At 67.3% G+C, this 21482-nt stretch carries 20 protein-coding genes; 16 read left to right on the top strand and 4 right to left on the bottom strand.

Annotation, left to right across the window (positions count from 1 at the left end; genetic code table 11):
• Positions 1-26: 26 nt before the first annotated feature.
• The 9 genes from ACSFBF_RS19825 (at position 27) to ACSFBF_RS19785 (ending at position 9884) form a co-directional block, all read left to right on the top strand.
• Positions 27-1580, top strand: coding sequence for a benzoate-CoA ligase family protein (locus ACSFBF_RS19825; protein ID WP_435469887.1), 1554 nt, complete (start codon positions 27-29; stop codon positions 1578-1580).
• The gene (locus tag ACSFBF_RS19820) at positions 1577-2383 is read left to right on the top strand and encodes an alpha/beta fold hydrolase (protein ID WP_435469885.1); all 807 of its coding nucleotides are present in this window, start codon (positions 1577-1579) and stop codon (positions 2381-2383) included. Before ACSFBF_RS19825 ends, ACSFBF_RS19820 begins: the two co-directional genes overlap by 4 nt.
• Positions 2380-3564 carry an ABC transporter substrate-binding protein gene (locus ACSFBF_RS19815; RefSeq protein ID WP_435469883.1) on the top strand — a complete coding sequence of 395 codons (1185 nt, stop codon included), beginning with the start codon at positions 2380-2382 and terminating at the stop codon, positions 3562-3564. Before ACSFBF_RS19820 ends, ACSFBF_RS19815 begins: the two co-directional genes overlap by 4 nt.
• 105 nt (positions 3565-3669) lie before the next feature.
• A complete protein-coding gene (locus tag ACSFBF_RS19810) occupies positions 3670-4542 on the top strand; it encodes a branched-chain amino acid ABC transporter permease (protein WP_093057064.1) in 873 nt (290 codons plus the stop codon).
• Positions 4539-5498 (top strand): branched-chain amino acid ABC transporter permease, encoded by a 960-nt coding sequence (locus ACSFBF_RS19805; protein WP_435469881.1) that lies wholly within the window; start codon positions 4539-4541, stop codon positions 5496-5498. Before ACSFBF_RS19810 ends, ACSFBF_RS19805 begins: the two co-directional genes overlap by 4 nt.
• Positions 5495-6244, top strand: a complete 750-nt coding sequence (locus ACSFBF_RS19800) for an ABC transporter ATP-binding protein (protein ID WP_435469879.1) — start codon at positions 5495-5497, stop codon at positions 6242-6244. The genes ACSFBF_RS19805 and ACSFBF_RS19800 overlap by 4 nt, the downstream gene beginning before the upstream one ends.
• Before the next feature lies 1 nt (position 6245).
• Positions 6246-6947, top strand: coding sequence for an ABC transporter ATP-binding protein (locus tag ACSFBF_RS19795; RefSeq protein WP_435469877.1), 702 nt, complete (start codon positions 6246-6248; stop codon positions 6945-6947).
• A 41-nt stretch (positions 6948-6988) separates the two neighbouring features.
• The gene (locus ACSFBF_RS19790; RefSeq protein WP_435469875.1) at positions 6989-7867 is read left to right on the top strand and encodes a helix-turn-helix domain-containing protein; all 879 of its coding nucleotides are present in this window, start codon (positions 6989-6991) and stop codon (positions 7865-7867) included.
• Positions 7868-7973: 106 nt separating this feature from the next.
• Positions 7974-9884 (top strand): tannase/feruloyl esterase family alpha/beta hydrolase, encoded by a 1911-nt coding sequence (locus ACSFBF_RS19785; protein ID WP_435469873.1) that lies wholly within the window; start codon positions 7974-7976, stop codon positions 9882-9884.
• A gap of 15 nt (positions 9885-9899) precedes the next feature.
• Here the strand turns inward: ACSFBF_RS19785 and ACSFBF_RS19780 are convergent, their stop codons facing one another.
• Positions 9900-10610: a Crp/Fnr family transcriptional regulator gene (locus ACSFBF_RS19780; protein WP_435469871.1), complete on the bottom strand. Its 711-nt coding sequence runs from the start codon at positions 10608-10610 to the stop codon at positions 9900-9902.
• Between the two features lie 51 nt (positions 10611-10661).
• Positions 10662-11048: a DUF1090 domain-containing protein gene (locus tag ACSFBF_RS19775; protein WP_435469869.1), complete on the bottom strand. Its 387-nt coding sequence runs from the start codon at positions 11046-11048 to the stop codon at positions 10662-10664.
• A 154-nt stretch (positions 11049-11202) separates the two neighbouring features.
• Between ACSFBF_RS19775 and ACSFBF_RS19770 the strand changes: the two genes are divergently transcribed.
• The 4 genes from ACSFBF_RS19770 (at position 11203) to ACSFBF_RS19755 (ending at position 16441) form a co-directional block, all read left to right on the top strand.
• Positions 11203-12123: a beta-keto acid cleavage family enzyme gene (locus tag ACSFBF_RS19770; protein WP_435469867.1), complete on the top strand. Its 921-nt coding sequence runs from the start codon at positions 11203-11205 to the stop codon at positions 12121-12123.
• A 43-nt stretch (positions 12124-12166) separates the two neighbouring features.
• On the top strand, positions 12167-13375 hold the full coding sequence (locus ACSFBF_RS19765) for an ABC transporter substrate-binding protein (protein WP_435469865.1): 1209 nt from the start codon (positions 12167-12169) through the stop codon (positions 13373-13375).
• Positions 13372-14319, top strand: a complete 948-nt coding sequence (locus ACSFBF_RS19760) for a 3-hydroxyacyl-CoA dehydrogenase NAD-binding domain-containing protein (protein ID WP_435469863.1) — start codon at positions 13372-13374, stop codon at positions 14317-14319. The genes ACSFBF_RS19765 and ACSFBF_RS19760 overlap by 4 nt, the downstream gene beginning before the upstream one ends.
• Positions 14320-14629: 310 nt before the next feature.
• Positions 14630-16441, top strand: coding sequence for a feruloyl-CoA synthase (locus ACSFBF_RS19755; RefSeq protein WP_435469861.1), 1812 nt, complete (start codon positions 14630-14632; stop codon positions 16439-16441).
• Here ACSFBF_RS19755 and ACSFBF_RS19750 read toward each other — a convergent pair whose 3' ends face one another.
• Positions 16442-17359: a LysR family transcriptional regulator gene (locus ACSFBF_RS19750; protein WP_093057074.1), complete on the bottom strand. Its 918-nt coding sequence runs from the start codon at positions 17357-17359 to the stop codon at positions 16442-16444. It lies immediately after the preceding gene.
• Positions 17360-17477: 118 nt separating this feature from the next.
• Here ACSFBF_RS19750 and ACSFBF_RS19745 point away from each other — a divergent pair, with 118 nt between their 5' ends.
• From ACSFBF_RS19745 to ACSFBF_RS19735, 3 genes are read left to right on the top strand one after another with little or no spacing between them, the layout of a single operon-like run.
• Positions 17478-18845 (top strand): MFS transporter, encoded by a 1368-nt coding sequence (locus ACSFBF_RS19745; RefSeq protein WP_435469859.1) that lies wholly within the window; start codon positions 17478-17480, stop codon positions 18843-18845.
• Positions 18846-18857: 12 nt separating this feature from the next.
• Positions 18858-19367 carry a GAF domain-containing protein gene (locus tag ACSFBF_RS19740; protein ID WP_435469857.1) on the top strand — a complete coding sequence of 170 codons (510 nt, stop codon included), beginning with the start codon at positions 18858-18860 and terminating at the stop codon, positions 19365-19367.
• Positions 19364-20623: a metal-dependent hydrolase family protein gene (locus ACSFBF_RS19735; protein ID WP_435469855.1), complete on the top strand. Its 1260-nt coding sequence runs from the start codon at positions 19364-19366 to the stop codon at positions 20621-20623. Before ACSFBF_RS19740 ends, ACSFBF_RS19735 begins: the two co-directional genes overlap by 4 nt.
• A 4-nt stretch (positions 20624-20627) precedes the next feature.
• Here ACSFBF_RS19735 and ACSFBF_RS19730 read toward each other — a convergent pair whose 3' ends face one another.
• Entirely contained in the window at positions 20628-21434 is an 807-nt protein-coding gene (locus ACSFBF_RS19730) for a PaaX family transcriptional regulator (protein ID WP_435469853.1), read from the bottom strand.
• Between the last annotated feature and the right edge of the window lie 48 nt (positions 21435-21482).

Here is a 21482-nt window from a genome sequence, read left to right as displayed (position 1 = left end):
AGAACACGGCCGAAGGAGACAAGACCATGACCCTGCCCACACGATTCAACTTCGCCGAGCATCTGTTCGCCCTCAACCGTGGCCGCGCCGGGCGCACCGCCTACATCGACGACCGCGGCACGCTGAGCTACGGCCAGCTCGAAGAGCGCGCGCGCCGGCTGGCCGCCGCATTGAAGGCCGCAGGCATCCGCCGCGAAGAGCGCGTGCTGCTGCTGATGCTCGACGGCAACGACTGGCCTGTGAGCTTTCTCGGCAGCCTCTATGCCGGCGTCGTACCGGTGGCAGTCAACACACTGCTCACGCCAGACGACTACGCCTACATGCTCGACCACAGCCGCGCGCAGGCGGTGCTGGTGTCGGGTGCGCTGCTGCCCACGCTGCAGGAGGCGATGGCGCGCGGCGGGCATGAAGTGCACACGCTGATCGTGTCGCAGCCCACGGGCGCCTTGCCCGAGGGCGCGAAAGAATTCGATGCCGCGCTCGCCGCCGTCGAGCCCCTGGCATCGCCCGTGAGCACTGCCTCCGACGACCCGGGTTTCTGGCTGTACTCCTCCGGCTCCACCGGCAAGCCCAAGGGCACGGTCCACACGCACGCCAACCTGTGGTGGACGGCCGAGCTCTACGGCAAGCCCGTGCTCGACCTCAACGAGAACGACGTGTGCTTCTCGGCCGCGAAGATGTACTTCGCGTACGGCCTGGGCAATGCGCTGACCTTCCCGCTCTCCGTCGGCGCCACCGTCGTGCTGATGGCTGAGCGGCCCACACCCGACGCCACCTTCCGCCGATGGGTGGAGCACAAGCCCACCGTGTTCTTCGGCGCGCCCACGGGCTTCGCCGGCATGCTCGCATCGCCCAAACTGCCGGCCCGCGAGGCAGTGGCGCTGCGCATGTGCTCGTCGGCCGGCGAAGCATTGCCGGGCGAGATCGCTCAGCGCTTCAAGGCGCACTTCGGCTGCGAGATCATCGACGGCATCGGCTCGACCGAGATGCTGCACATCTTCATCTCCAACCGCCCCGGCGACATCCGCTACGGCACCACCGGCAAGCCGGTCGACGGCTACGAGGTCGAGCTGCGCGGCGAAGACGGCCGCCCGGTGCCCGACGGCGAAGTGGGCGACCTCTACATCCGCGGCCCCAGCTCGGCACTGATGTACTGGGCCAACCGCGAGAAGTCGCGCGAGACCTTCCAGGGCGGCTGGACCAAGAGCGGCGACAAGTACACCCGCGACGCCGATGGCTACTTCACCTACGCCGGTCGCAGCGACGACATGCTGAAAGTCAGCGGCATCTACGTGTCGCCCTTCGAGGTCGAGGCCACGCTGATGCAGCATCCGGCCGTGCTCGAAGCCGCGGTCATCGGCAAGGAAGACGCCGAAGGACTCACCAAGACCAAGGCTTTCGTGGTGCTGAAGGACGGCAGCGCGGCAACCGAGGAAGAGCTGAAGGCCTTCGTCAAGGAACGCCTCGCGCCATATAAATACCCGCGCTTCCTGGAGTTCGTGAGCGAGCTGCCGAAGACGGCGACGGGCAAGATCCAGCGCTTCCGGCTGCGCGAGCGCGAGCGCGAGAAACAGGCATGAGCACGCCCGAGTTCGCCACCATCGACTGGCGCGACCGCACGGTGCGCATCGAATGCCAGTGGATCGCCGCCGAACGCACCGACGCCCCGCTGATCGTGTTCCTGCACGAAGGCCTCGGCTCCGTCGCCATGTGGAAGGATTTCCCCGCGCAAGTCTGCGAAGCCGCCAACGCGCGAGGCCTGGTCTTCTCGCGCCCCGGCTACGGCCGCTCCACCCCGCGCGCCGACGACGAGATCTGGGACGTCGACTTCATGCACCGCCAGGCGCACGAGGTGCTGCCTGCCCTCTTCACCGCGCTGGGGCTCGACGACGTCAAGCCCTGGCTCTTCGGCCACAGCGACGGCGGCTCGATCGCGCTGCTGTACGCCTCGCGCTTTCCTGAAAAAGTCGAAGGCCTGGTCGTGCTCGCCCCGCACATCTTCGTGGAAGACAAGACCGTCGCGAACATCGAGATCGCCCGCACCGCATACCTGGGCACCGACCTGCCGAAGAAGCTGGGCCGCTACCACGACAGCGCCGACTCCGCCTTCTGGGGCTGGAACCGCATCTGGCTGCACCCGCCATTTCGCGACTGGAACATCGAGGAAGAGCTCGACACCATCCGCTGCCCCGTGCTCGCCGTGCAGGGCATCGACGACGAGTACGGCACGCTCGCGCAGATCCGCGACATCGCTGCGCGCGTCAGTGGTTGCGAGCTGCTCGAAATCCCTGAATGCGGGCATTCCCCGCATCGCGATCAGCCGGATCGTGTCATCGTCGCGGCCACTTCTTTCATCACCAAAAACAGGAGACAGACACCATGACCCTTCCCACCTCCGTGCGCACCGCCCGACTGGCTCTCACGGCCATCGCCTTCGCCGCGCTGGCCTCGGCCGCTGGCGCCCAGGGCACCGGCAAGCTCAAGGTCGGCCTGATGCTGCCCTACAGCGGCACCTACACCGCCCTGGGCGTGGCCATCGAGAACGGCTTCAAGCTCTACGTTGACGAGCAGGGCGGCAAGCTCGCCGGCCGCGAGATCGAATACTTCAAGGTCGACGACGAGTCCGACCCCGCCAAGGCCACCGACAACGTCAACAAGCTCATCAAGCGCGACAACGTCGACGTGATCGTCGGCACCGTGCACTCGGGCGTGGCCATGGCCATGGCCAAGGCCGCGAAGGAAAGCGGCACCGTGCTGATCGTGCCGAATGCCGGCGCCGACGCCGTGACCGGCCCGATGTGCGCGCCCAACATCTTCCGCAGCTCGTTCAGCAACTGGCAGCCAGCCTTCGCCATGGGCGAAGTGGCGGCCAAGCAGCAGGGCAAGAAGAAGGCAATGACCATCACCTGGAAATACGCGGCCGGCGACGAATCGGTCAACGGCTTCAAGGAAGGCTTCGAGAAGAACGGCGGCAAGGTCGACAAGCAACTCACGCTGCCCTTCCCCAACGTGGAGTTCCAGGCGCTGCTGACCGAGATCGCGGCGGCCAAGCCCGATGCGGTGTATGCCTTCTTCGCTGGCGGCGGCGCGGTGAAGTTCGTGAAGGACTACCAGGCCGCGGGCCTGAACAAGACCATTCCGCTGTACGGCCCCGGCTTCCTGACCGACGGCACGCTCGACGCGCAAGGCGAATCGGCGCAAGGCATGCTGACCACGCTGCACTACGCCGACGGCTTGAACACGGCGCGCGACAACGCCTTCCGCGTCGGCTATGCCAAGGCCTTCAAGCTGCAGCCCGATGTGTACGCCGTGCAGGGCTACGACGCGGCACAGATGCTGGGCGTGGGCCTTGCCGCCACCAAGGGCGACATCGGCAAGAAGGCCGAGTTCACCGCTGCCATCGAGAAGGCGAAGATCGACAGCCCGCGCGGCACGTTCACGATGAGCAAGTCGCACAACCCGGTGCAGGACATCTACCTGCGCAAGGTGGATGGCAAGGAGAACAAGCTGGTGAGCATCGCGCTGAAGGGCTTGGCCGACCCAGCACGCGGCTGCCGGATGTAAGCGGACCACAGGCCCTTCGTTTGTCTCGTTCCCTCGCGGCCCTCGACTGAGTTCACGGGCCGCGAGCCGCCTTGCGGCAACCACAATCAACTGGGATCTCACACGGTGGATTTCGGAACCTTCTTGGTCCAGTGCCTGAACTCCGTTCAGTACGGACTCCTGCTCTTCCTCGTGGCCTCGGGGCTGACGCTGATCTTCGGGATCATGGGCGTCATCAACCTCGCCCACGGCAGCTTCTACATGATCGGCGCGTACATGGCGTTCGCGCTCGCGCCGCTCTTCGGCGACCAGTTCCTGCTGATGCTGGTGGCCGGCGTGGTGCTGGCGGCCGTGTTCGGCTACCTGCTCGAATGGGCATTCTTCAGCTACCTCTACCAGCGCGACCATCTGCAGCAGGTGCTGATGACCTACGGCCTGATCCTGGTGTTCGAGGAACTGCGCTCCATCCTCGTGGGCAACGACGTGCACGGCGTGAAGGTGCCCGCGTGGCTCGACGGCAGCTTTGCGCTGGGCAACGTCATGAGCTACCCGTGGTACCGCCTCTTCGCCTCGGCCGCCTGCATCGTGCTGGCCGTGGGCCTGTACTGGGTGGTCAACCGCACGCGGCTGGGCATGATGATCCGCGCTGGCGCGAGCAACCGCGACATGGTGCGCGGCCTGGGCATCGACGTGAAGCGGCTCTACCGCATCGTGTTCGCGGCCGGCGTTGCGCTCGCGGCGCTGGCCGGCATGATCGCCGCGCCGATGTCCTCGGTGTATCCGAACATGGGTGCGAGCGTGCTCATCATCTGCTTCGTGCTGGTGGTGATCGGCGGCATCGGCTCGATCACGGGGGCGCTGGTGGCCTCGCTGCTGGTGGGCTTCGTCGACACCTTCGGCAAAGTGTTCTTCGCTGACCTGAGCGGCATCGGCATCTATCTCCTGATGGCCATCGTGCTCATATGGAAGCCCGAGGGGCTGATGGGGAGGCGGCCATGACGACCATGAAAAAAGGCGCGTTCCTCCTGCCCTTGGCCTGCGCAGTGGCCATCGGCATTGCCGGCCCGTTGCTGGGCAACTATGCGTCGGACTTCATCGTGAAGGTGATGATCCTATCGATCTTCGCGCTGAGCCTGGAGCTGCTGGTCGGCATGACGGGCCTCGTGAGCCTGGGCCATGCGGCGTTCTACGGCATCGGCGCTTACGTGACCGTGCTCGCCTCGGGCAGCGAGGGCGGCAACTTCGCGCTGCTGCTGCCGCTGGCCATGGGCGCGGCGGCGCTCTACGCTCTCTTCGTCGGCGCCCTGAGCCTGCGTACGCGCGGCGTGTACTTCATCATGGTGACGCTGGCCTTCGCGCAGATGGCCTTCTTCGTGTTCCACGACACCAAGGTCGGCGGCGGCAGCGACGGCATCTACATGTACGTGCGCCCCGCCATCGGCGCGCTCGACATGGAGAACCGCACGGTGCTGTTCTACGTGGTGCTGGCGTCGCTGGTGTTCACCTACGGGCTGCTGGCGCTCATTCGCCGCTCGCGCTTCGGCGCGGCGCTGGCGGGCATCCGCGTGAACGAGCAGCGCATGCGCGCGGCGGGCTTCGCGGTGTACGGCTACAAGCTCGCGGCCTTCGTGCTGGCAGGTGCGCTGGCCGGGCTCGCGGGCTTTCTGCTGGCCTCGCGCGACGGCGTGGTCAACCCGGAGCTGATGGCCTGGCACAACTCGGGCGAAGTGCTGCTGATGGTGATCCTCGGTGGGCTCGGCCATCTGCGCGGCGCGGTGATCGGCGCCATCGCGTTCACGCTGCTGAAGGAAATCTTCTCGACGCACGCGGTGATGGGCCCGCTCGCGGACCACTGGCAGCTGACGCTGGGGCTGACGATCATCGTGTTCGTGGCTCTGCTGCCCAAGGGGCTGATCGGACTCGTGCAACGCCTGTCGCCGAAGGGGGCCGCATGACGACCGCACTGCTTTCCGTCGAAGGCCTCACGCGCCGCTTCGGTGGCCTCACGGCCGTCAACGCGGTCACGCTCGACCTGCACGTCGGCGAAGTCCACGCGGTGATCGGCACCAACGGCGCGGGCAAGTCGACGCTCATCAACATGCTCTCCGGCGAGATCGAGGCATCCGAAGGCCGCATCGCGCTCGACGGCGTGGACATCACCGGCCGCGCCCAGTCGAAGCGCGCGCGCGACGGCGTGGGCCGCAGCTACCAGCGCACGACGATCTTCCCGGAGTTCAGCGTGCACGAGAACTGCCGGCTCGCCGCGCAAGCCGCAACGCCAAAGCCCTGGGCGTTCTGGCAATCGTCGCAAGACTGCGCCACCAGCAACGCATCGGCCGATGCAGCGCTCGAAGCCGCCGGCCTCGCCCACGAAGCGCACCGCATCGCCGGCACCATGAGCCACGGCGCGCAGCGACAGCTCGAAGTGGCGATGTGCCTGGCCACCAACCCGCGCGTGCTGCTGCTCGACGAGCCGCTCGCCGGCATGGGCGCGGAAGAAACCGACCGCATGCTCACGCTGCTCGCGCGGCTGAAGACCACGCATGCCATCTTGCTGGTGGAACACGACATGGACGCGGTGTTCCGCATTGCCGACCGCATCACGGTGATGGTGAATGGCACCGTCATCGCCACAGGCAACCCCAAAGAGATTCGCGAGAACCCCGAAGTGCGCACCGCCTACCTCGGAGAAGACCACTGACATGCTCATCGTCCGCGACCTCAACACCTACTACGGCAACAGCCACATCCTGCGCGGCGTGCACGCCGGCATTCCGGCGGCCACCTCGGTCGGCCTGCTCGGGCGCAACGGCATGGGCAAGACCACGCTGATCCGCACGATGATGGGCTACGTGCGCCCCGCCTCCGGCGAAGTGCAGGTCGACGGCCGCACCGTCACCGGCCTGCCGCCCGAGAAAATGGCGCGACTGGGCATCGGCTACGTGCCCGAGGGGCGCGGCATCTTCCCGAACCTGTCGGTGCGCGAGAACCTCGTGATGAGCGAGCGCGCCGGCATCGACGGCCGGCGCGAATGGACCTTCGACCGCGTGATGGCGACCTTTCCACGCCTGTCGGAGCGACTGTCGCACGGCGGCCAGCAGCTGTCGGGCGGCGAGCAGCAGATGCTGTCCATCGGCCGCGCGCTCATGACCAACCCGCGCCTGCTGATCCTCGACGAAGCCACCGAAGGCCTGGCCCCGCTGATCGTGGCCGAGATCTGGCGCGTGATCGGCGAGATCCGCGCGACCGGCATTGCGACGCTGATCGTGGATCGCGACTACCGCAAGGTGCTGGCGCACACCGATCTTGCGGTGGTGATGGAGAAGGGGCAGATCGTGCGGCACGGAGCCTCGGCCGACTTGCTGGCCGAGCCGCATGTGCTGGAGGAACTGCTCGGCGTGTAGGGGCCGCGCACGCGGTTTCTTGCGCCCTCGCAGGCAATGCAATGACACGCGAAATCTGCCTCCTGGACGCCTCGGGCAAGCCCCTGCGCCACGACGGCAGGATGCTGGTGAACGCGCAGGCCACGCCATGGCAGGGCTTCGCGCTGGAGGTGCGCGAGATAGCGGGCGACGGCGAGAACCCGGCCTGCTACAACCCGCATCCGCTGCTCGGCCTGTGCGTGCGCGGCCACGTGAAGGGTGCGATGACGCGGGGCCGCCGCATCCATCCTTTCGAGGCCCGCCCGGGTGACATGTTTATCTTCGAGCAGGGCTACGAGGTCGACCGCGCAGCGTGGACCGGCGAGCTCGCCGAGACGATCGGCATCGAGATCCGCCCAGAGGCGCTGCGCAGCCTCATGCCCGAGGGCGACGGCGAGCTGCACCTGCAGACACACCTGTCGACCACCGACGCGACGCTGTCGGCGCTGATCGTCGCCATGCGCGACGAAGTGGAGCGCGGCTGCACTTCGGGCCGCCTGCATGCGCAGGGCCTGTCGATGGCGCTCGCGAGCTATCTGCAGAACCGCTATGGCTGCGCGGGGAACAGCCGGCGCCCGCGCGGGCGGCTCTCGCAGAGCGACCTGCGCAGGGTGTACGACTGGGTCATGCAGCACCTGGCCGAGGACTTCGGCATCGACGAGCTCGCGGCCGAGCTGCACATGAGCGCGGTGCATTTCACGCGGCTCTTTCGCGCCAGCACCGGCGCGACGCCATACCGCTACGTGACGGAGCAGCGCGTGCGCCATGCGCTGTCGCTGCTCGGCGGCAGCCTGTCGCTCGCGGAGATCGCGCAGGTCGTGGGCTTTTCGAGCCAGGCGCATTTCACGCAGGTGTTCCGCCAGCTGGTGGGCACCACGCCGGCACGCGCGCGGCGCGGGTAAGTCCCGGTGCGGAGTGAAAGGATCCCGCAAGCGGTGATCGCATGTCGATAGACCGCCGCGAGGTGCGAGGGCAAATTCATGTCTCTACACAACAGGAGACGAGAAGATGCCCACGCCAATGCCCATCCCCAACGAACGAGAGCAACGCGGTGCAGCGCATATGGCGGCCGCCTGCTGCCTGAGCGCGATCGCCGCCGCGGCGTTGCTCGCCGCATGCGGCGGCAGCGGTTCGTCGGGCACCGCGGTGCTGCCCTTCGTTCCCGCAGCGCCGCCACCGCCCGCCGCGCCGGTGGCCCTGGCCTGCGACGAAAGCCTGAAGACCGCCTTCAAGCCCGACGCCGACACCACCGTGACTGTGGTGAAGCAGTTCAGGAAAGGCGACGACCTGAACCTCGACGGCAAGGCTTCGGGCACGCTGGCGGCCAGCGACGTGTGCATGGTTAAGCTCAACGTGGGGCCGGGTCATGCCGGGCCAGCCGATGCGCCCTCGACTTCGCCGGGCATCGGCATCGAGGTGTGGCTGCCGTCCGCGGCGCAATGGAACAACCGCGTCCGCGTGCTCGGCGGCGGCGGCTTCGTGGGCGACTCGGGCATCAGTGCCACGACCAGGATCGGCGGCGGGAACGCGGCCGCGATCGCGGTGGGCGAAGGCTCGGTGAGCGCGGTGACCGATGCGGGCCACGCCTCGAAGGCGCCGGTGCCTTCAGTCGATGGCTCCTTCGCCATGAACCCCGACGGCACCGTCAACACCACGCTATGGACCGACTTCGCGAGCCGCGGCATCCACCAGATGGCCGTCAAGACCAAGGCGCTTGCGGCCGGCTTCTACCAGCGCGACGCGAAGTACGCCTACTGGGACGGCTGCTCCACCGGCGGCCGCCAGGGCCACATGCAGGCACAGGTGAACCCCGACGACTTCGACGGCATCCTGGCCGGCAACAGCGCGATCAACTGGACCACCTTCATCACCGGCGAGCTGTACCCGCAGGTCGTGATGCAGCGCGACCTCGGCGGCACGCCACTCACGCCGGACCAGATGACGCTCGTGTCTTCCGCGGCGGTGAGTGCCTGCGACAGCACACTCACCGGACAGCACGACGGCTTCATCAGCGACCCCGCCGCCTGCAAGTACGACCCCGCGCAAGACACGGCCGTGCTGTGCACCGGCAGCGGCGGCACCAACGCCACCGCCGCCTGCCTGAGCACGGTGCAGGCGCAGGCCGTCAACAAGATCTGGTACGGCCAGACGCGCGACGGCAGCGTGCCGGCGCCCGCAAGCGACGTCGGCTACGGCGCCACGCTGGCATCGAACCAGCTCTGGTACGGCCTCACGCGCGGCACTTCACTCAACAGCCCCGGCGCGCCCGGCCTCTCGCTGGCCGACTCGACGGGCGGCGTGCCCAACCCCTTCCCCATCGCCGCGCACCAGGTGGCGCTGAACCTGCAAGACCCGACGATCGCAACGCCGAGCTTCATCAACGCCACGGGCAACGGCGCGGACAAGTGGAAGGGGCTCTCGTACGCGCAGCTTGCCAACGCCAGCGACCGCGGCAAGGCGCTGCAGACCGCGTTCGCGAACATCAACGCCGACAACCCCGACCTCGCGCGCTTTCGCGACCGCGGCGCCAAGCTGCTGACGTACCACGGGCTGGCCGACCCGCTGATCGCGAACTCGGGCACTGCCAACTACTACGAGCGCGCGGCCAAGGCGATGGGCGGCATCGACGCACTGCAGAAGTTCTACCGCTATGTGGAGATCCCGGCGATGGGCCACTGCGCAGGCGTGGGCTCGGTCAACGGCCTCGCGGGCACGAGCCCCGCGGCCAACCCGCCGCTGCCGGCGCCGAATCAGCTGTTCACGGCACTGACCGACTGGGTCGAGAAAGGCGTGACGCCGGACGGCCTGGTGCTGCAGAACGCCGACAAGTCGACGAGCCGGCCGCTGTGCACCTATCCGAAGAAGATCGCGTACCTGGGTGGCGATGTGACGAAGGCTGCGAGTTTTGCCTGTCGCTGAGTGCGGCCGCCGCTGCTACTCCTGGATGAAGCGCCGCAGCCCTTCCAGATCGATCACGGTGATGCCCCCGTACTCGATGCGCAGAAAGCCCGCTTCCTTCAACCGGTTCAACGCCGCATTGCACCGCTGACGCGACACGCCCGAGAGATTCGCAATCTCTTCCTGCGAGGTCTGCAGATGCGGCTCGCTGCCCGGATGCAGCCACGGGTGGAACAGCCCCGCCAGTGCGCGCGCCACCTGGCTGTCGGCATCGAGCAGGCGGTGCGCCGCGTAGTTGCCCATGAACCAGTGCAGCCGCTCGTTGATCTGCTGCAGCAGGAAGTGGTCGAAGCCGCGCTGCGTGCGGTGCAGCCACTCGAAGGTTTCGAGCGGAAGCTGCGCCACGCGGCTCGGCCGCAGCGCGATGATGTCGGCCGAGCGCGGCAGCGCGCGCAGCAGCGTGCCTTCGCCGAACCAGCTGCCCACCGAGAGGCCGCCGAAGGTCACGGAGCGTCCGTCGCTCGAGGTGATCGACCACTTGAGCAGGCCTTCGAGCGTGCCGTACCAGTGCTCCGGTATGTCGCCGCGCCGGCACAGCGCGGCGCCGGCCGCGACCTCGACCTCGCGCATCTCGTCGAGCACGCGCTCGCCCGCGCTCACGTCGAGCAGCGGGAACCAGGCCGAGCCTTGCAGCAGTTGCGGAATCGTCAGCGATGCCGCCTGGGGGGTCGGCTTGGTCGTGGGCATGGGATTTGAAAACGGGGTGGCGCAGCGCGCCCCCTACAGCCTTCTGCTTTTTTACTGTGCGCCCTTGAGCTGCTGCAGTTCCGCCTGCGCTTCACGCAGCTTGTCTTCGCGCTTGGCCACCTTGTCGGCGCCGCTATTGCGCTGGGCGTCGCGCAGGTCGCGTTCACGTTTCGCCACTTCGCGCTCCTGGGCGCGGATGCGCTTCTGATGCTCTGCTGCCAGCTTCGCTTCGGTGCAGTTGCTGCGCACCTCGCTCAGCGCCTTTTCCAGCCCGCGCAGCCGCTGCTTCTGGCCCCTGGCCTTGGCGTCTTCGATGTCACGGCCGATGGCCTCGCGCTTGGCTTCGCAGGTGGTGGGGGCCGCTGCGGGTTGCGCAGCGGTCCATGTCGAGGCCAGCGCTGCCGAGGCAGCCAGAAGGATGGGCAGTAGTTTTTTCATTGGTTCTCCTTGGATGCGCTCGATGGCGCACGGGTGACTTTAGCCGCTGGCGCAGCGTAAACCCTGCCCCCAAATGTCGTCGCGATGACTGAGTACAAACGCGTTCAAAAAAATAATTGCGCGCCCCCATGACAGACACCAGGAGCCCCCGACCATGTCGAAGCGCAAAGTGATCGTGACCATCGCCCCCACCGGCGGCATGGCGCACAAGTCGCAGAACCCCCACCTCCCCACCCAGCCCGCCGAAATCGCCGCCGATGTGCTGCGCTGCTGGAACGCCGGTGCCAGCGTGGTGGCCATCCATGCGCGCCGCCCGGACGACGGCGCCACCTGCAACGCCGACGTGTACCGCGACATCAACAGCCGTATCCGCGCAGGCGGCAGCGACATCGTCATCAACAACTCCACCGGCGGCGGCGTGCACGGCGACATGGTGAAGCCGCTGGCCGGCGAGCGCTGGGAAATCGCGTGGGAAGAGCGCATCAAGGGCATGGACGCCGGCGCCGAGATGTGCACGCTCGACGCCACCACGCTCAACCTGAGCTTCGAGGGCAAGCAGATCCTGATGGACACGCCCATCACCCGCGGTCGCGAGCTGGCAGCCGGCATGAAGGCGCGCGGCATCAAGCCCGAGTGGGAGGTGTTCAGCCCCACGCACATCCTGCAGGACACGACCACGCTGATCGACGAAGGCCACGACGACGAGCCCTACTTCGTCAACCTGGTGATGAACGTGCATCGCAACTTCCAGAACGCGATGCCCTACTCGCCGCGCTTTTTGCAGATGATGGTCGACACCCTGCCCAAGGGCAGCATCTTCTGCGTGAGCGGCATCGGCCCCTCGCAGCTCGAAGCCAACGTGGCGGCGCTGCTGCTGGGCGGCCATGCGCGCGTGGGGCTGGAAGACAACCTCTACTTTCGCCAAGGCGAGCTGGCCACCAACGTTCAGCTCACCGAGCGCATCGTGCGGGTGATACGCGAGCTCGACATGGAGGTAGCCACGCCGGCCGAGGCGCGGCAGATGATGGGCCTGCCGCGCGTGGGCACGCCGCGGCCCGAGTTCGCACTGGGCTGACGACGAAGAAACACCCGAACAACGAACGAACGGAGACAAGCACATGAACATTTCCCGCACCGCTTTGGCCCTCGCCCTGGGCGCGGCTTTCGCAGCAAGCGCCTCGGCCCAGGTGTCCGACGACACGATACGCATCGGCTTCATCAGCGACATGTCGGGCATCTACCGCGACTACGACGGCCCGGCCGGCGCCGAGGCCATCCGCATGGCCATTGCAGACATGGGCGGGGCCATCGACGGCAAGAAGATCGAGCTGGTCACGGCCGACCACCAGAACAAGCCCGACATCGCCGCAGCGAAGGCACGCGAGTGGTTCGACGTGCAGAAGGTCGACATGCTGATCGCCGGCGTCAACTCGGGCGCTGCCATTGCGATGGCCGGCGTGGCGGCCGACAAGAAGAAGCCGTACTTCGTGGTGGGCTCCGGCGCGTCGAGCCTCACCAACGAGTACTGCTCGCCCTACACGGTGCACTACGCCTACGACACGGTGGCCATGGCGCGCGGCACCGCGAGCGCGGTGGTCAAGGCGGGCGGCAAGAGCTGGTACTTCGTGACGGCCGACTACGCCTTCGGCGCGGCGCTGCAGAACGACGCGGCCAAGATCGTGCAGGCCAGCGGCGGCACGGTGGCGGGCTCGGTGAAGCATCCGCTGGGTGCGAGCGATTTCTCGTCGTTCATGCTGCAGGCGCAGAGCTCGAAGGCACAGGTGCTGGCACTCGCCAATGCGGGCGGCGACACGGTGAATGCCATCAAGTCGGCGGCGGAGTTCGGCATCAGCAAGAACATGAAGCTGGCCGGCATGATCATCACCATCAACGACGTGCATGCGCTGGGCCTGAAGAGTTCGCAGGGCATGTACCTCACCGACAGCTGGTACTGGAACCAGAGCCCCGAGGCGCGCGAGTGGGCGCGCCGCTTCTTCGACAAGCACAAGCGCATGCCCTCCTCCTTCCATGCCGGCGACTACTCGGCCGCGCTGCAATACCTGCAGGCCGTGAAGGCCGCGGGCAGCGACGATGCCGACAAGGTGATGGCGCAGTTGCGCAAGACGAAGTTCAATGACATGTTCGTCAAGGGCGGCTGGCTGCGCGACGACGGGCTGATGGTGCACGACATGCACCTGATGCAGGTGAAGACGCCGGCCGAGTCGAAGGAACCATGGGACTACTACAAGGTGGTCGAGCCGATCCGCGGCGAGGCCGCATGGACGACGAAGGCAGAGAGCCGCTGCGTGCGGTGGAAATCGACATGAGCACATCCTTGGACGTCAAACGCGTGGCGGTGGTCGGCACCGGCGTGATCGGTGCGAGCTGGGTCGCATACTTTCTCGCGCACGGGCTCGACGTGAACGCGACCGATCCCTCACCCGGTGCCGAAGACCGGCTGCGCGCTGCGGTGGCGCAGCACTGGCCGACGCTGGAGCGCTTCGGTTTGTCCGAAGGTGCTTCGGTGGATCGCCTGCGCTTCCACGACAGCCTGGAAGACGCGGTGTCCGTGGCCGACTTCGTGCAGGAGAACGGCCCCGAGCGCATGGATTTCAAGATCGACCTGTTCCGCCGCATGGACGCGGCCGCGCCGCCGGACACCATCCTCGCGTCGAGCTCGTCGGGCCTGGCGATCAGCGGCGTGCAATCGGGCTGCGCGCATCCGCAGCGCGTGGTGCTGGGGCATCCGTTCAACCCGCCGCACCTGATTCCGCTGGTGGAAGTGATCGGCGGCGAGCAGACCTCGGCCGAGGCCATCGAGCGCACGATGGCGTTCTATGCTGCCATCGGCAAGCGGCCGATCCACGTGAAGCGCGAGGTGAAAGGCCACATCGCGAACCGGTTGCAGGCCGCGCTGTGGCGCGAGGCCTTCCATCTCGTCGACGAAGGCGTAGCGAGCGTGGCCGACATCGACACGGCCATCGCGCACGGACCGGGCCTGCGCTGGGCGGTGATGGGACCGTTCATGAACCTGCATCTCTCGGGTGGCACGGGTGGCATCGAGCATGTGCTCGCGCACCTGGGTGGGCCAATCGAAGACTGGTGGAAGGACTTGGGCGCGCCGTCGATGACAGCCGAGCTCAAGCAGAAGGTGGCGGAGGGCGTGGCCGAGGAACTGGGCACTCGACGTACGGCCGACCTCGAAGCCGCGCGCGACACCCTGCTGTTAAACCTGATTCGCGCGAAGGCAGACACCGGCAAGCTCGACTAGATGAAAGCTTGCTTTTCGATTTGTCGCGCTGTTCGTTCGGGGTGCGATCACGCCGACGGGGTGCCTTGCTCCGCGAATGTCCCCCGGCCTGCGGCCTCCTCCTTTATTTCGCTGCGCAAGGCACCCCATCGACGTGATCGATGGACGCACTGGTTGATCGGACGGCACAACGACTGCGTCCATGTGCGAATGGCATCGGGTGCTCCCCGCAGCGAAATAAAGGAGGAGGCCGAAGGCCGAGGGACATTCGCGGAGGGGAGTACCCGGTGTCATTCGCACGCACCCCGAACAAGAAAACCGGAACACTGAAATGACCGACTTCCTCCAGGACGAGAGCCTGATCGCCCCACCCCGCACAGTGCGCATCGACTTCGACGACGGCTCCTTCGCGCTGCGCTCGCCGATGGCGCTGAAGCCTTACGCACGCTGCATCGGCGAATGGCTCGAACGGTGGGCCACAGAAACGCCCGATGCACTGGCCTTCGCCGAGCGCGACGAAACAGGCGAAGGCTGGCGCAAGCTCGACTACCGCACGCTGCGGCGGGCCGTCGGCTCGGTGGCACAAGCGCTGCTCGACCTGAACCTGCCAGCAGACCAGCCAGTCGTGATCCTCTCGGACAACGCCATAGACCACGCCGTGCTGATGCTCGCGACCATGCACATCGGCCGTACCGCGTGTTCGCTCTCAAGCGCCTACTCGCGCATGGCCAAGGACCCATCGCGGCTGCACGGCATGCTGCAGGCGCTGAAGCCGGGGCTGATCTACGCATCCGACGCGAGGGTGTACGGCGCATCGCTCGCGGGCTGCGGCGTGGAAGCGGTCACGGTGTTCAGCCGCAACGCCGATGCGCATCCCGGTGCGATGCCGTTCGAGCAATTGCTCGCGGTGAAGGAAACGCCCGCCGTCATGCAAGCCTTTGCCAACGTGCTGCCCGACACACACGCCAAGTACCTGCTGACCTCCGGCTCCACCGGCAAGCCCAAGGTGGTCATCAACACGCATCGCATGCTGTGCGCCAACCAGCAGATGATGGCGCAGACCTGGCGCTTCCTCGCGCAGGAAAAGCCGGTGCTGGTCGACTGGCTGCCCTGGAGCCACACCTTCGGTGCGAACCACAACCTGCACATGGTGCTGTGCCACGGCGGCGCTCTCTACATCGACGAGGGCCGGCCCGCGCCGGGCCTGATCGAGAAGACGGTGCGCAACCTGCGCGAGGTGAAGCCCACGCTGCTATTCAACGTGCCGCGCGGCTTCGACATGCTGCTGCCCTTTCTCGAAGCCGACGACGCGTTGGCCACCGAGGTGTTCTCGCGGCTGCGGCTTGCCTTCTACGCGGCGGCGGCGCTGGCACCCTCCACCTGGCAGCGGCTCGAAGCGGTAGCCAAACGGGTGCGACCCACGCGGCCGCTGTGGCTCACCACCTCTTGGGGCGCGACAGAGACTTCGCCCGCCATCACCTCCGCGCACTGGAAGCTCGACGGCGCCGGCTGCATCGGCGCGCCGCTGCCGGGGCTGGAGCTGAAGTTCGTGCCCAACGGCGAGAAGCTGGAGATGCGCGTCAAGGGCGTCTCGGTGTTCCCCGGATACCGCGATGCACCGCGCGAAACGGCGCAGGCTTTCGACGAAGAGGGCTACTACCGCATCGGCGATGCCGGCTTTCTCGCGAACCCGGCGCAGCCCGCGCAGGGCGTGATCTTCAACGGCCGCGTGGCGGAAGACTTCAAGCTCTCCACCGGCACCTGGGTGTCGGTGGGAACGCTGCGCGTGAAGCTGGTGTCGATGCTCGCGCCGCATGCGCAAGACGTGGTGCTCACCGGCCACGACCGCGACGAGATCGGCATGCTGGTGTTCGCGAGCCCACAAGGCGCCGCGCTGTCACCGGAAGCCATGGGCGAACGCATCGCCGGGGTGTTGCGTTCGCTGCGCGACGAAGGCGCGGGCTCTTCGCAATGCCCGGCCTGCGCACTGGTGTTGGCCGAGCCGCCGAGCCTCGATGCGGGCGAGATCACCGACAAGGGCTACATCAACCAGCGCGCCGTGCTCACGCGACGCGCGGCGGACGTGGAACGCCTGCACGCCCGCGCGAGCGACGACCTGCAAGTGGTGCGACTGCGCGCCTGATCACGAAGGCTGCTCGAACAGCGCCAGCAGCGTGTTCTTCAGCCACTGGTGCAGCGCGGAGGTCTCGTGCCGCTGGTGCCAGAACAGCTCGATGACGCGCGCCGGCGCCTCCAGCGGCACGGGCATCCGGCGCAGACCGGCCAGGCGCGCGGGCTCGAACTTCTCGGACCACGGCAGCACCGCGATCAGGTCAGAGCGGCGCACCACTTCGTACGCCGCGCCATAGTGGTTCACCGTCGCGACCAGGTTGCGCTGCAGCCCGCGGCTGTGCAGGAACAGGTCGTAGGTCGGCGTGGTCTTGCCGACCAGGCTCACGTCCACATGGCGCGCCGCCAAAAATTTCTTCAACGGAATCCTGTCGGCGCGCGCCAGCGGATGCCCCGTGCGCATGACGCACACGAAATCGGGTGACCACAGCGCCCTCGACTTGAGAAACGCCGGCCGCTGCACTTCCTCGTTGTAGACGCTGATCGCGAAGTCGGCTTTGTTGTCGGCCAGCACCTTGTCGAAATCCACCAGCGTGTTGGGAATGGCGTGAATCAGCATCGACGGCGCCGCCTTGCTGAGCTTGCTTGCGAGCCTCGGCACCACGATGCCCGACACGTAGTCAGACATCGCGATGCTGAGGCTGGCGGTGCTGCGCAGCGCATCGAAACGCTCCAGGTCTAGCGTGCCGCGAATCGCATGCAGCGACTGCGACAGCGGCTCCCACAGGTCGATGGCCCGCCGCGTCGGGTTGACGCCAGCGCCGCTGCGCACGAACAGCGCGTCGTCGAAGGTCTCGCGCAACCGGCGCAGTGCATTGCTGACCGCGGGCTGGGTCAGCGACAGCTTGCTGGCTGCGCGCGTGACGTTGCCCTCGGTCATGAGGGCCTCGAACACCTTCAGCAGGTTGAGATCGGCGGAGCGGTAGTTCATCGTGCGGCCTGACCATTCACTGAATCAATAAACACAATCACACGTATAAATTTGTCGTGATATCCCCGCGATCCTACGATCTGCCGCTTCTGTGCACCACCGAAGTCGAGGGATTCACATGACCATGCTGTCGGCCCGCATCGAGCGCCTGCCGTTCTCCGGTTTCCATCGGCGCCTGCTCCTCATGGGAGGACTGGGCTACACCTTCGACGCGATGGACGCCGCGGTGATCGCCTTCGTGCTGCCGGTGCTGCGCACCGAATGGGGGCTCAGCAGCGTGCAGATCGGCGTGCTGGCCAGTGCGAACTTCATCGGCTTCTTCTTTGGTGCGCTCGCGTCCGGCACCTGCGGCGACCTGTTCGGGCGGCGCGTGGTGATGATGTCGGCGCTGGCCATCTACTGCGTGGCCTCGCTCTTCAGCGGCATGGTCGACAGCTGGACGGTGTTCCTCGGGCTGCGCATCGTGGCCGGCTTCGGCGCCGGCGCCGAGAGCGCGATCATCGCGCCCTACCTGTCGGAGTTCGTGGCGCGCCGCTACCGGGGCACTTTCACCGGCGCGCTGGCGGGCTTCTTTTCGTTCGGCTTCGTGGCGGCAGCGCTGCTGGGCTACTTCATCGTGCCGGCGCATCCGCAGGGCTGGCGCATCGTGATCTTCATCACCGCGATGCCGGTGGTGCTGCTGCTGTGGTGGCGCCGCGCGCTGCCCGAATCGCCGCGCTGGCTGGAGAGCCAGGGCCGGCAGGCAGAAGCCGGGACCATCGTGGACGCGATGGAGTCCGACACCATGCAGCGCGGCCTTGCGCTGCCCGCGCTCAACGCCGAAGACGTGGCCGCGCCGCCGCCCAGCAACAGCCGCGGCAGCCTGCTGAAGAACTACGCCACGCTGGTCTCCAGCAAGCTCATTCGCATCAGCACCATGACCTGGCTGATGTGGCTGGCGATCACCTTCAGCTACTACTCGTTCTTCACGTGGATTCCCAGCCTGCTGATCCAGAACGGCATGACGATCACCAAGAGCTTCGGCTACTCGCTGGTGATCTACCTCGCGCAGATTCCGGGCTACTTCTCGGCGGCCTGGCTCAACGAGAAGATCGGCCGGCAGGCCACCATCGTGAGCTACATGCTGCTGGGCGGCCTCTCTGCGCTGGGCCTGGCCTTCACGCACAGCGACTCCCAGATCATGGCGGCGGGCGTGCTGCTGTCCTTCTTCATGAACGGCACGTATGCGGGCGTCTATGCCTACACGCCGGAGGTGTTTCCGACGCAGGTGCGCGCAACCGGCTCCGGCCTGGCATCGGCGATCGGGCGCATCGGCGGCATCACGGCGCCGATCCTGGTCGGCTTCATCTATCCGGCGCTGGGCTTCGCGGGGGTGTTCGGCATGACGACGGCGGTGCTGCTGCTGGGCGCGGCGGCCGTCACCTTCATGGGCATTCCGACGCGCGGCCGTTCGCTGGAAGACATCGCGGCGGCCGAGCTTTCCTGACACAAGCCATCCATGCAACCCAAGCTTCTCGATGAATCGCTGTCGGCCGTCGCGCGTGCGCACGCCGACACGCAACAACCCCAGGCCACCTTCGACGCGCTCGAGAAGGCGGTGGCCGCGACCATCGGCCACCGGCTCTTCACCATCCTGGTGCACCACCGTGAGGCGCGCGAGTCGGAGCGCGTGTACACCAACATGCGCGAGGCCTACCCGGTGGGCGGGCGCAAGCCGATCACCGATTCGCCGTGGATGCAGCAGGTGATGCAGCGCGGCCTGCCCTACATCGGCCGCAACGCCGACGACCTGCGCGACGTGTTCTACGACCACGAACTCATCGTGTCGCTGGGCTGCCGCAGCGTGCTGAACATTCCGCTGCGCTGGCGCGGCGAGACGCTGGGCACGCTGAACATGCTGCACGAGGAAAACTGGTACGACACCGGGCACGTCGAGCTTGCGCGTGTGTTCGCGCAACTGGCGGTCCCGGCCGTGATGGCGCAACAGACCAAGGAGTCCATGGCATGACAAACACCGTGCTTTTCAGGAACGCCAACCTGCTCGACCCACAGCGCCCCGAGCTGCTGGAAGACCACCACATCCTCGTCGAGGGCGGCGTGGTTCGCGAGGTTTCCGACAAGCCGATCCGCAGCGCCTCGGCGCGCACGATCGACGTGAAGGGCAAGACGGTGATGCCTGGCCTCATCGACCTGCACGTGCACGTGATCGCGGTGGAGCTCAATCTCTCTCGGCAGGTGCACATGCCCAACGTGCTGATCACGCTGCGCAGCGTGCCCATGCTGCGCGGCATGCTGCGCCGCGGCTTCACCACGGTGCGCGACGCGGGCGGCGCAGGCTTCGCGTTCAAGCAGGCGGTGGAATCAGGGCTGGCGCAAGGGCCTCGCCTGTTCGTCTCCGGCCGCGCGCTGAGCCAGACCGGCGGCCATGGCGACATGCGCGCACGCTCCGACTACCTGATGAACAACGACGGGGCGTGCGCCACCTGCGTGCGCGTCGGTGCGCTGGCGCGCGTGGTCGACGGCGTGGATGCGGTGCGCCGTGCCGTCCGCGAAGAGCTGCAGATGGGCGCGGACCAGATCAAGATCATGGCTTCCGGCGGCGTGGCCTCGCCGACCGACCCGGTGGGCGCCTTCGGCTACAGCGAGGACGAGATCCGCGCCATCGTCGAAGAGGCCCGCGGGCGCGGCACCTATGTGATGGCGCACGCCTATACCGCCGAAGCCATCGCGCGGGCCGTGCGCTGCGGCGTGCGCACCATCGAGCACGGCAACCTTGTCGACGCACCCACGGCCGAACTCATGGCGCAGCTCGGCGCGTATGTGGTGCCAACGCTCGTCACCTACGACGCATTGGCCAGCGAGGGCGAGAGCTTCGGCCTGCCCGCGGAAAGCGTGGCCAAGGTGGCCAGCGTGCGCGAGGCCGGGCTGCGTTCGCTGGAGATCTACAAGGCGGCCGGCGTGAAGATGGGCTACGGCTCCGACCTGCTCGGCGAATCGCAACGCCTGCAGAGCGACGAGTTCCGCCTGCGCGCCGAAGTGCTGTCGCCGGCCGAAGCCATCGCCAGCGCAACGACGGTCGCAGCCGAGGTGCTGGGCATGAGCGAACGCCTGGGCCGGTTGGTGCCGGGCGCGCTGGCCGACCTGCTGGTGGTGGACGGCGATCCGCTGCGCGACGTCGGCTGCCTGCTGGGCCAGGGCGAACGTATTCCGCTGGTCATGAAGGAAGGCGTGGTGCAGTTCGACGAACTGGGCACCGCTCACTGAACGGCTACGGCAGCGCCAGCCACTTGCGCCAGAGGGCGAGCGCCTTGTCCTGGTAGCGCCGCGTGGCTGCGAGCAGCGCGGCGCGCGGTTCGGGCGACATGAGTTCGGCCGGCAGCAACGGATCGCGGATGAGGTGCGCGATCACGGCGCGCCCCAGCAGCAGCGACTCGCGCGTCGCGACTTCGAGCCGCTGGGTGTGCAGCCGCTTCTCGCTGCGTTCCAGGCCCGTTTGCAGGCGGCTGCAATCGGCCGCGAGGGTGCGCACGTTCCACAGCTTGCGCGCGGCAGCTTGCGCGGCATCGTCCAGATCGGCCAGCCGGAACACCAGGGCAGTACGCGACAGGCCCAGGGCCGCCAGCTGCACACGTTCGCCTTCCAGCCCACCCGCGAGGTTGTCGGGCCGGATGAGCAGCCCCGGCCGCAGTGCCGCAAAGCCGCGCAGCGACAGCGCAAGGGCGTGGTGGCGCCACGCTGTCTTGTCGGCACGCGGCACGCCCGCGTCGTGCACGGCGAGCCAGTCGCCGCGCCACGCCACGGCCTGCGCCTGCTTGTGCCGCCAGTCGTCGACCGCGCGCGACAGCGCCGGGCCCTTGCGGTTGAGCGCGTAGCTGCCTCGCTCGCCGCGCGCGATCTTGCCTTCGGCCGCGAGCCGCGTCAGGCCCACGCGCAGGGTCGATTCGCCAATGCCCATGAGTGCGCCCGCGCGGCACAGCGCCTGCGAGCTCAGCGTGCCGCCGTCGGCCACCAGCAGGTCGAGGATCAGCTCCGGCGCGCTGGGGATGGCGACCGGCACATTACATACTTTGTCCATAATTGCGAAAGAGAGAAATATTTCCTACGATGCAGCCGAGCGATCGCT

Source organism: Variovorax nivicola (assembly GCF_051216475.1).
Lineage (GTDB): Bacteria > Pseudomonadota > Gammaproteobacteria > Burkholderiales > Burkholderiaceae_C > Variovorax.
Note: the sequence above shows the minus strand (reverse complement) of the source record. Positions and strands in the feature narration are given on the sequence as shown.